Here is a 9,603-nt window from a genome sequence, read left to right as displayed (position 1 = left end):
CGAACTCATTGCGGCGCGTGTTCAGGTCGTTGAGGGTCTGCTGGGCCGCGACAGTGCGCAGCGCGGAGACGAGCTTCTCCTGCACGAGATCCTGGATGGCATGGGTACCGACAAAAGCATCCGGGAGCGTGCTCGCCGCCGTCTGGATAGATTCCACATCCTTGGCGACTCGCACAAAAAATGCAGCGCGTATATCCACGCGCAGAAAGTCTGACGTGATCAGCGCCTCGGTGCCCTTGCGCTCCACTTCGAGCTTGAGCGTGCGCAGCGGGATGCGCTTAATCTGGTGGAAGACCGGAAAAACGGTCGTCCCACCGTCAATCATCACCTTCTGCCCACCCATTCCCGTCCGAACAAAGGCCTCATCGGGCCGGGTGCGCACGTAGAGCTTGGCGATCCCCGCTAAAATCGTACTGATTAGGAACACCACGGTTCCAAAGAGCGCGACCCCAATCCGAGCGGGCGGCTCAAAGCTCGGCACTAGCCATGGCCCGATCATCAGCGCGAGTCCGGCCAAGACGCCTACCATCAACATCAATCCCAGACCCGAGTTTTCTTTCGTCTCTCCCATATCAATCCTCCTTTATTCGAACCAGGTCATCCCACTTTTGCACCGTGAACACCTGTCGCTCACGGTCGTAGTCCACCACCATAACTTTTGTCTCCATCGGGATCGCGGCTCCCCCCATCACGATGCGACAGTCGAGCTGCCTCAGTGTGCCCAGAGAGTCGTAGAGACGCACCGTGCCGCTGTTCTCCGTAATGGGAAAGATCGCAGTGCCCTCGCGTCCGATCAGCTCGTGTCGCTTCACGGAGAAACTCTCGCTCGTGGGCAGGAAACGCCCCACTAGCCGCGCCGTTCCCGATGTCGCGAGGAGGCTCCCCACCAAGGCCAGCCCGATACTGAACCCGATGCTACGCACGCCCAGAGTCAGGTTTCCCAGGCTCCCAATCACGGCCCAGTAGACCAGTAGGCAGATTAGAATCACCGAGAGCGGTGCCTGCCCCACGCCAATGAGGGAGAGCGGTGAGACGGGTGCTTGGGTCTCTGACTCTGTCTCGTGGCTGCCATCGTGACCGGTGCCATCGTGATCGGCATGGCCATCCAGATCATGGTCGTGCCCCCCCTCATTCTCTCCGTGATTTTCTCCCACACCGATTGCAGTTGCGAGAGCGAGGAGCACCGCCAGTGCAAGCGGCACTAAAAACACCACCCACTGCCATTTCAATAAATCAGTCATGTCCTACGGCCCTCCTTCAGGGGGATTAGAACCATTAGTACCGATTCCGTTGCGTTCTGCAAGAAAATGAAGCAAAAAAATGGTTGGAATTTTTTAAAAGAAAAGAGAGAGAGGCTATCAAGAGCGGATCAACCGGACGGAGAGAGTCGTGACATGCACGCCCCCATCAGAGGCGGCAAGTGCAACCGTACGCTGAGCGGTATCCGGCAGAAAGCAGTTTGAAAAAGCCACCTCGCCGTGGCCGCCAAAGACCTCGATACTCGTGCGATCGCACAGAACGCGCAGCTTTAAGAGCTTGCCCTCGCGTAAGGGCATACTGGCGGTTCGACCAAAACAGGAGAGCTGCGCCCGCGCGGCATCGTAGTGGATCGTGCTCCCCCGAACTGTCAGCACAAGCTGTGCTCCTGGCTCTAGAATTAGCGCGGCCTCCACATCGAACGCCTCCCCTTCCCAGAGCCCCGTGAGGCCACAGCCGGGCACAAGCGCCGTATCTGTCACCTGCCAGCTCTCCCGCCAGAGCAGAGAGATCTCTGGAATCGGCTGCCGACAGAGGCGTTTCTGCCCACCGATTTCATGAAGCGTTATCTCCGTCGGAAAGGTGAGCTGCTGGTTGAAGGGCATCCCTGGATAGCTCCCGCCACGCATCCAGGCAATGAGCACACGACGATTCTCTGGTGCGTGGCTCCAGGTCTGTGCGGCGTAGAAGTTCATCCCGTAGTCCAGCTTTAGGCGCTCCCCCTCAGGGTGAAAGGCCATTCCATCAAACTCCCCCAGCACATACTCGCCATCCGCTCCAAAGAGAACCCAGCTCCCCTCTAGCTCGAAACACTCCGGACACTCGTAGAACCCCTCAATGCGGCTGCTGAAGCTCCAGGCGGTCAGACGAGGCGATGTGTAAAACTCTATCCCATCGCTTGTGCCCCGGCGGACATAAAGTGCCATGCACCAGTGCGCTGCGCCGGCATGCCAGAAGACTCGTGGATCCCGATTTTCCCCCTCGATATTTGGAAGAACTGGGTTCCATGCGAGCTGTTGAAAGGTTTTCCCCGCATCGTTGGAGAATGCCATCCGCTGATCAAAAGGCTTTCCGGCAAAGGTATAGAAAAGCAATAGTGCCCTCTTCCCACAACCCGCAATCCCTCGTTCATCGAGAACAGCAGACCCTGAAAAAATCGTGCCCTCGCCATAGGGCTCCAGCGCGAGTGGCAGATGCTCCCAGTGCACCAGGTTCGTGCTGCGGGCGTGCCCCCAGGTCATGTTGCCCCAGTCCGTGCCCTTTGGGTTATGCTGATAGAACAGGTGCCAGAAGCCCTGATGAAAGATCAGCCCATTGGGGTCGTTCAGCCAGCCACGCGGCGGCGTAAAGTGAAACAGAGGTCTTAGGGGCTCAGTCATAACTTTTTATTCCATACTCCGTAGCTCATGTACGGTATAATTTATCCTGAATGATCCCACTTCCGCTTGCACTTTCAGACTCCTTCGGTCGCCGGATTGAGTATCTGCGTATCTCCCTTACAGATCGCTGCAACCTGCGTTGTGTCTACTGTATGCCCGAGGAAGGTGTCCCCTATGAAAACCTTGATAATGTCCTGAGTTTTGAAGAGATTGAGCGCGTGGTACGAGCGCTGGCAAGTGTCGGGCTTAAAAAAGTGCGACTCACCGGTGGCGAGCCTCTGGTGCGCAAGAATGTCCCCGAGCTGGCAGCACGCCTTGTGGCAATTCCTGGGATTCGCGAAGTGACACTTACCACGAACGGGATTCTCCTGGCACGCGATGCTCAGGCGCTCTGGGAAGCGGGCGTGCGTCGGCTCAATCTCTCGATGGATACCCTTCAGCCCGAGCGCTTTATTAAGCTCGCACGGCGCGCGGAGTTCGAGCGTGCATGGGATGGGCTAGAAACGGCGCTGGCGGTCGGTTTTTCCCCCATCAAACTGAACTGTGTCCTCATGCGCGGCATCAACGACGATGAGATTGAGGCATTTGGGCAGCTCACCAAAGACCGCCCGCTCTCGGTGCGCTTCTTGGAGTACATGCCGATAGGGCAAGTGAGCAGCGCACAGTGGCGAGCGCACTATGTGAAAAACGAAGATGCCGTCGCGCAGCTTAAAGCGCTCTGGCCGGATCTAGAAACGCTCGATGATGCACCCGAGAGCACGAGCCGTAACTTCAAGATTCCGGGCGCACGAGGAACGATTGGAGTGATCAATCCGATCAGTCATAAGTTCTGCGAGGGCTGCAATCGGCTGCGGCTCACCGCCAATGGCAAGCTGGTTCCCTGCCTCGCCGATAACTACGAGTACGACTTAATGGGGCCGCTTCGGGCAAGCTGCTCCGCTCAAGAGATTCGGGAACATGCAGCGGCGGCCCTGGCGCACAAGCCAATCCAGAGTGATTTTGAAGGGCGGCTGGCACGGGGTGGCAGCTTGCGCACGATGTCTCAGATCGGCGGCTAACGTTTATTCGTCGGCCTGGTGATCGAACTCCGCGATCAGCTCACTTAGTCCCTGGGTATCGAGCTGGCCATGGAAGGCGGCTTGCTCTCGCATGGTGATAGGGCCTTGTGTCGCAAAGCTCTGCTGGGAAGGCACATCAAGCTCCAGAGTTGCATCGGAAAGAATCCCCTGATCCCACTCTTCCTGGCGCAGGAACTGCTCGCCGCGTCTTCGGCAGCGGGAACAGCGGTAGCGCACGAGGACGTAGCTCGGGCCAAAGGGTCGGGGGTAGTACCCCGCACGTAGAACTTCCCTCTCTCCGATACGTTGCCCACAGGTGCAACGAAGGGCTGTCCGTCCCATTGTCTCCTCCAGGAAGCGCTATGGCAGGCTGCCATGCGCCGCCCCAATTGTATCACTCTCTACTGAATCGGCAAGCCAAACCCAAGGCCTGCTCCCGCGGGAGCAGATTCTGAATTACGTGCGGTGAGGGAGTCAATCTGCGTTGGCTTGGTCATGCTGGCGCGCTCCCGATCCGAAAGCCCAAGGTTTATCTTGACACGTTTCGTGTGCGTTTGCAGATTGCCCGTGTCGTCCAGAATTCCTGAATTTTCTCCTAGCTGACGCGTGGCGACCACGATCGGTTGCGCGATGCTCGGGGCAGGAGTTGGAAGAGCCTCAGAATCGCTCTTTGTGCTAGAGCGTGCCGTTGCCGTGGAGAGCGCCCCCCCCAGCCGAGCAGCGGGCTCAGGAACCACGGTGGAGGTATGCGCATCCGCCACAGATGTAGGACGGGCGACAGTGATATTACCGTGATCCTCCAGGGTACTCTCTTGTGGTGCAATCCTTGCCGCCGGTGTCGGCTGCATGATAGGCGGCACGTGCGCGGCGGTTAAAACGGGCGCTGGTATCGGCTTCGGCGCGGACAGTTTTTTCGGAGTAGTTACTCGTACGGAAATAATGGGAGCAGGTGTAGGAGCCGCCTGATCTCTGATTACCACTTGTGGCGGCGCAACTCTATCCGATTGGGGGGGCGAGACAATCTTAGGGGGAGAGGAAATCTCAGTCTTGGAAAGACGCGGCACGACGATCACACAGAGCGCAGCCGCTGTCAGCGCACCTCCGAGGGCAAAGCGTGCCGGAGCCGGACGCAAAACAAGCGCCAGCTTATCCCAGAATGTCGGGCGGGCGTAGGTCGCCGCCGCAATTCTCTGGGAAAGGCCAGGAGGCAAGGGGGCGATATCAGGCGCGGACGATGCCCTCTTCAGTAGAGCCGCAAAGGCTTCGTCATCCCAGCTTTCGTTCGTGATTTCCTCGGGTATCATTTTTTTCTCGCTCAGTCACAAGATGTCCAGTTTTTCCGTATACAACCTGTACGCCGTTAGAATCGGTTGCAATCCACAAAGTTTCAAGATTCTTTATTCTCGGCATGGTACAACGAGGACACTATGGCAGAATCACGTAATTCTCCGGGGAGCGAGTCTTCCGGGCTCAACCTGCGGAAGTTCAACTCCACCAGCGTCACCACCACGACCGAGGTGATCACTCCCAAGCTCTCCTCCGCGCTCATGGGCCGACGGGTCATTTTGATTGGGGTGGTTCTTCTTGCCCTAGGAGCCGTGGCGGCGATCACGTTCCAGAGCAGCCGATTTAACCCCTTTGACCAAGGTCCTCATGGCCCCGGTTTAGTCAAACCCGAGCCGACCTTGCCACAGTAGGTAAGCACCATGTCCAACGAGCGTGTCGTCTGTGCCGCGTGCGGCTCCAATAATTTTGCCACTCAGGCTGCGTGCTGGAAGTGTGGCCGGGCACTGGTCGCCTCGGCAGCCCTCCCTGTTCCGCAGCCCCATTCGCAACCCACGCCGGGTGGAGCGGCGGCTGTGCCCGCTGCGCGGCCCGCCTATGCCCTGCCCGCGAGCGAATCGCCTGCCGCTTTTTGGTCGTCGGTGGCGATGGGTATTTTCTTCCCGATTATCTCGATTCCGGTCGGGCTGGTGTTTCTGATGCTCGATGACAAGCGCAAGACTCAGATCGGCTGGTGGAATATCCTCTTCGGGCTGCTTGGAACCGTGCTCAACGGGATTGTAGTGATGGTCTCGCTGGCACCCGTTCTTATGAACGCCACACGGATGATCCCCGGTCAGCGCCCCTTTGCCAATCCCCCCCGATGAGTGCCACCATTGCGGCCCTAGCGACGGCATCCGGGGCCGCAGGAATTGGCGTGATCCGGCTCTCCGGCCAGGACGCTTTTTTGGTCGCCGAGCGCACGGTTCGTCGCTCGCTGGCAAGCCAGCCGCCTAGAGTTTTGCGCCGCGCCACGGTCTTTGCACTTGATTCCACCGAAGCGCTCGACGACGGCCTGCTTGTCAAGTTCCCTGCGCCCCACTCGTTCACGGGCGAGAATGTGGTGGAGTTTCAGGGCCACGGCGGAGCAGTAACACTCACACAGGTGCTCGCCGCGTTTCTGGCCGCCGGGGCACGGCTGGCCAGACCAGGGGAGTTCTCCGAGCGCGCGTTTCACAATGGGAAGCTGGACCTTGCCCAAGCCGAGGCACTGGCGGACCTTATCTCCGCCCGCTCGGTCGCGGCGCAACGGGCAGCGCGCCGTCAGCTCGCGGGCAGCCTCTCACACGAAGCCAATACGATCGCTTTAGACTTACAGGAGGCGCTTGCGCGGCTAGAGGCGACGATAGATTTCCCTGAGGATGTGGGCGAGCTCGTGCCGGAGACGGTCGAGGCACCGCTCAGCCGTGCCGCCGCCCGACTGGAGACACTTCTGGCGGGAGCGCACTACGGGCGCAAGCTCACCGAGGGCCTCACTGTCGCGCTCACCGGCGCACCTAACGTGGGGAAATCGTCGCTGCTCAATGCCCTGGCCGGAGCGGAGCGCGCCATTGTGACGGATATTCCTGGCACGACACGCGATATTCTCGCCGAGGAGCTTGTGCTCGCGGGCATCCCCGTGCGCGTTCTGGACACTGCGGGCCTGCGCGAAACCGACGATCCCATTGAGAAGATCGGGGTTGCCCGTGCCCGAGAGGCCGCTGCCACAGCCGATGTGGTGATCCTGGTCGTAGATGCCACGCACCTCACGCCTCTGACAGACCTCCACCGCAATACCGTGGTCGCCGTGAACAAATCTGATCTTGCAACGCCCGATTTGACGCGCTTCGTCCCCTACCCCGCCGTTGCCGTCTCCGCAAAAACGGGCCAAGGGCTCGTAGCCCTTGCAGAGGCAATCATCGGCACGTCGCTGCCCGCCTCGGATGCCCCACTCGTCACCCGCGCTCGCCACGAAGATGCGCTCCGCCGCGTCGCCGCATTCGTTACGGAGGCCCGCAGCACGCTCGCTCTCGGGCTCCCCGCCGAGCTTATCGCCGTGGACACCCACGGAGCACTAGCGGCGCTCGGCGAGCTGACGGGGCAGACAACGCGCGAGGAGATTATCCGTGGGATCTTCGCGCGTTTTTGTATTGGAAAGTGAGCGCTACAGTGTCCCGTAGAGCCGGTCCCCGAAGTCGCCAAGGCCGGGACAGATGTATTTCTTGTCGTTGAGCTCCCGGTCCAGTGCGGCGGCGTAGATTGGCACATCGGGGTGGGCTTCGTTCACCGCAGCGACGCCCTCCGGAGCCGCGACAACACAGACTAACCGGACATCTTTTGCACCCGCTTCTTTGACCAGTGCAATCGCATGGTTCGCCGAGCCGCCCGTGGCCAGCATCGGGTCCACCACCAGCGTCGTCTTCCCGGTAACCTGAGGCAGCTTGCAGTAGTAGCTCGCTGCAACCGCCGTGGCGTGATCTCTCTCAAGGCCAATATAGCCCACGGAGACATCGGGGAAAAGCTCCAGAAAGGGCTCCAGCATCGCCAGCCCCGCCCGCAGAATCGGAATCACCACCAGCCCCTGCGCCAGCACCTGCCCCGCCATCAGCTCCAGCGGAGTGGTGAGAGAAATGGCTGTGATCGGTAAGTCGCGGGTCGCCTCTAAAGCCAACAGCGTCGTGAGGCGGCGGGCCAGGGGGCGAAAGTGCTGTGGATCTGTTTCGACGGCACGCAGGCCGGTGAGCAAGTGCAGTGCAAGCGGGTGGGTACAAAGATGGATAGCCATGCCGCTATTTTACCTGCGCTAGAAAGCCCGCGAGAGTGTCACGGCCTCCACCTGCGCGGCCCCTGCTTTGCGCAGTGCGGCGGCAGCGCAGTGTAGCGTCGCGCCAGTGGTCATCACATCGTCGAGAAGAAGCAAGCGCTTCCCTGCAATAGCACTCGGATCGGTGACAGCGAAGTCGTCTGAGGAAAGATTCGCCAGGCGCTGGTCAGCTCCCAGGCGCATCTGGGACTGCTCCGCCCGCACCCGAACAAATGCCTCAGCGGGTAAAAGTGCAAGCGCGAGCTGCTCGGCGAGAGGCCGGGCAAGAAGCTCCGCCTGGTTGTAGCCACGCACACGCCGCTTGCGGGCTGAGAGCGGCATCGCGACCACCGCATCAAATAGTGGCTTGGGGAAAAACTCCGTCAGACAGCGCTGGGCAAGCCACGCCCCTAGCGGTTCGGCGAGCGATTCTTTCCCACGGTACTTCAGCAAGTGCAGCCCGTAGCGCAAGCCTCCCATATGCCGCCCCGCAGCTCTCGCACTCGTAAACGCCCAGCCACCCCACTGATCCGCTGCCGCATCGCACAAGCGGCAGAGGCGCTCGGGCTCGCTTGGATGCCCACAGACCACACAAACGGGCTCCGGCACGAGCGCGAACTGCGCCACGCACCCGGAACACAGAAGCGGCTCCTCCCAGCTCTCGCAAACCAGACAGCGGGGTGGGTAGATCAGATCCAGAAAGCCATCAAGCGCTCTCACTTCACGAGAAACTCAACCTTGGCACGGTAGGTTTTCCCCCCGATCTCACACTGCGCCTCGACAGGATAGCTCCCCACGGGTACCCCCAGCGGGACGATCAGCTTGAAGCTGACACTGCGGCGCTCGTTGGGATAAGAAACCGAGAAAGTACGTTTGTCCTCTCCCTCGACAGTCCAGCCCGCCGGGAGCGCCAGACGCACTTGCCCCACGGTCTTGCTGTCGCGCCTTCCCGTAATGGTAGCGACCAGTAAGCGCCGCCGCTGTGGCCCATCGGGTGCAAGCGCGACAAGAGGCTTGATATCGTGGTCCAGCGTAAAGGAGAACGGCTCCTGGCGGTCCACACTCCCAAGGGCAACCGCGCTCCCTCCCTCTTCGCGCTCGGCTCCGGCCCGCAGAACCACACTGGCAGGCTCCGGCCCCTCCCCGAGCACAAAACGAAACTCACGCCGTAGACGCTCGCCGGGATTGAGAATCAGGCTCGGGTCTTTTGGGTTCGTAATCGTGGTGCCATCGGGCAAGAAAATCTGCTTAAGAAAGAGCGGTTTCTCCCCGGAGTTACTCAGTTCCAGTGTCCCCCGCACCAGACTCCCCGTCACAAGACTGCGATCGCGCAGGCTCATTCGAACCGCTAGAGTCCCCAGAATCGCCTCGCTCTCATCCGTGAGCTGAAGGCGCACGAGCGGCAGCTCCGGGGTGGGCTCGGCAAGCGCCGCAGCCCCCAAAAGCGCACGAAACCCGAACTCAGTTCCCGGCTTGCGCTGTGGCCCCAGTAGGGCGCAAGGCACCGCCACGACCATACCAGTCCCCTGCGCGGTCTTGAACTGGCGCACCTGGACACTCCCCTCAGGCAGCAAGACCTCCGCCCAGACGGGATGCTCTTTGTTCTGCACGGTGTCGAAGCGGCGGATCAGCGCTTTAGCTCCTTCTGGGGAAGTCACGAGGCGAATGCTAAAGTTCTCCGCACCACGAAACCAGCCATCGCCGCTAGCATCGAGATCGAACCGGATGTCCTGCGGCTCTTTAGACTCCACCGCAAGATAGAGAAACTGATCGTCCCAGTCGAAGTAGACCCGCCCCTCAGGCG

12 protein-coding genes are annotated in these 9,603 nt (G+C 60.4%); 4 read left to right on the top strand and 8 right to left on the bottom strand.

The genetic code is table 11. The annotated features are described in order from the left end of the window. From ACH2EH_RS19100 to ACH2EH_RS19090, 3 genes are all read right to left on the bottom strand, one after another. Window positions 1-571: SPFH domain-containing protein (locus tag ACH2EH_RS19100; protein WP_395144150.1), on the bottom strand; the 571-nt coding region annotated here is incomplete at its 3' end. Between the two features lies 1 nt (window position 572). Next, window positions 573-1,241 carry a hypothetical protein gene (locus ACH2EH_RS19095; RefSeq protein ID WP_395144148.1) on the bottom strand — a complete coding sequence of 223 codons (669 nt, stop codon included), beginning with the start codon at window positions 1,239-1,241 and terminating at the stop codon, window positions 573-575. Between the two features lie 117 nt (window positions 1,242-1,358). Continuing rightward, window positions 1,359-2,636, bottom strand: a complete 1,278-nt coding sequence (locus ACH2EH_RS19090) for a glycoside hydrolase family 32 protein (protein ID WP_395144146.1) — start codon at window positions 2,634-2,636, stop codon at window positions 1,359-1,361. Window positions 2,637-2,686: 50 nt separating this feature from the next. Here ACH2EH_RS19090 and moaA point away from each other — a divergent pair, with 50 nt between their 5' ends. Next, the gene (moaA, locus tag ACH2EH_RS19085) at window positions 2,687-3,694 is read left to right on the top strand and encodes a GTP 3',8-cyclase MoaA (RefSeq protein ID WP_395144144.1); all 1,008 of its coding nucleotides are present in this window, start codon (window positions 2,687-2,689) and stop codon (window positions 3,692-3,694) included. A gap of 3 nt (window positions 3,695-3,697) precedes the next feature. Here moaA and ACH2EH_RS19080 read toward each other — a convergent pair whose 3' ends face one another. Both ACH2EH_RS19080 and ACH2EH_RS19075 read right to left on the bottom strand, forming a co-directional pair. Then, a complete protein-coding gene (locus ACH2EH_RS19080) occupies window positions 3,698-4,036 on the bottom strand; it encodes a hypothetical protein (RefSeq protein WP_395144142.1) in 339 nt (112 codons plus the stop codon). Between the two features lie 59 nt (window positions 4,037-4,095). After that, window positions 4,096-4,998, bottom strand: a complete 903-nt coding sequence (locus tag ACH2EH_RS19075; protein WP_395144140.1) for a hypothetical protein — start codon at window positions 4,996-4,998, stop codon at window positions 4,096-4,098. 123 nt (window positions 4,999-5,121) lie between these two features. Between ACH2EH_RS19075 and ACH2EH_RS19070 the strand changes: the two genes are divergently transcribed. From ACH2EH_RS19070 to mnmE, 3 genes are read left to right on the top strand one after another with little or no spacing between them, the layout of a single operon-like run. Beyond that, window positions 5,122-5,391, top strand: coding sequence for a hypothetical protein (locus tag ACH2EH_RS19070; protein ID WP_395144138.1), 270 nt, complete (start codon window positions 5,122-5,124; stop codon window positions 5,389-5,391). 9 nt (window positions 5,392-5,400) lie between these two features. Beyond that, entirely contained in the window at window positions 5,401-5,844 is a 444-nt protein-coding gene (locus ACH2EH_RS19065; protein WP_395144136.1) for a hypothetical protein, read from the top strand. Next, on the top strand, window positions 5,841-7,157 hold the full coding sequence (gene mnmE, locus ACH2EH_RS19060) for a tRNA uridine-5-carboxymethylaminomethyl(34) synthesis GTPase MnmE (RefSeq protein WP_395144134.1): 1,317 nt from the start codon (window positions 5,841-5,843) through the stop codon (window positions 7,155-7,157). The genes ACH2EH_RS19065 and mnmE overlap by 4 nt, the downstream gene beginning before the upstream one ends. Window positions 7,158-7,160: 3 nt before the next feature. On the opposite strand, the gene upp is transcribed toward mnmE, so the two are convergent. The 3 genes from upp to ACH2EH_RS19045 form a co-directional block, all read right to left on the bottom strand. Next, window positions 7,161-7,781, bottom strand: a complete 621-nt coding sequence (gene upp / locus ACH2EH_RS19055) for a uracil phosphoribosyltransferase (RefSeq protein ID WP_395144133.1) — start codon at window positions 7,779-7,781, stop codon at window positions 7,161-7,163. An 18-nt stretch (window positions 7,782-7,799) separates the two neighbouring features. After that, entirely contained in the window at window positions 7,800-8,519 is a 720-nt protein-coding gene (locus ACH2EH_RS19050) for a ComF family protein (protein WP_395144132.1), read from the bottom strand. Then, the coding region (locus ACH2EH_RS19045) for an NEW3 domain-containing protein (protein ID WP_395144130.1) at window positions 8,516-9,603 on the bottom strand (1,088 nt) is incomplete at its 5' end. The genes ACH2EH_RS19050 and ACH2EH_RS19045, both read right to left, overlap by 4 nt.

This window comes from Armatimonas sp., assembly GCF_043760365.1.
Lineage (GTDB): Bacteria > Armatimonadota > Armatimonadia > Armatimonadales > Armatimonadaceae > Armatimonas.
The sequence above is the reverse complement of the archived record's forward strand: the minus strand, read 5'-3'. Positions and strand labels throughout refer to the sequence as shown.

Coding starts and splice junctions, on each gene's coding strand:
- ACH2EH_RS19075 (WP_395144140.1), bottom strand. CDS start 4,998: ATGATACCCGAGGAAATCACGAACGAAAGCTGGGATGACGAAGCCTTT.
- mnmE (WP_395144134.1), top strand. CDS start 5,841: ATGAGTGCCACCATTGCGGCCCTAGCGACGGCATCCGGGGCCGCAGGA.
- ACH2EH_RS19065 (WP_395144136.1), top strand. CDS start 5,401: ATGTCCAACGAGCGTGTCGTCTGTGCCGCGTGCGGCTCCAATAATTTT.
- upp (WP_395144133.1), bottom strand. CDS start 7,781: ATGGCTATCCATCTTTGTACCCACCCGCTTGCACTGCACTTGCTCACC.
- ACH2EH_RS19090 (WP_395144146.1), bottom strand. CDS start 2,636: ATGACTGAGCCCCTAAGACCTCTGTTTCACTTTACGCCGCCGCGTGGC.
- ACH2EH_RS19095 (WP_395144148.1), bottom strand. CDS start 1,241: ATGACTGATTTATTGAAATGGCAGTGGGTGGTGTTTTTAGTGCCGCTT.
- moaA (WP_395144144.1), top strand. CDS start 2,687: ATGATCCCACTTCCGCTTGCACTTTCAGACTCCTTCGGTCGCCGGATT.
- ACH2EH_RS19080 (WP_395144142.1), bottom strand. CDS start 4,036: ATGGGACGGACAGCCCTTCGTTGCACCTGTGGGCAACGTATCGGAGAG.
- ACH2EH_RS19070 (WP_395144138.1), top strand. CDS start 5,122: ATGGCAGAATCACGTAATTCTCCGGGGAGCGAGTCTTCCGGGCTCAAC.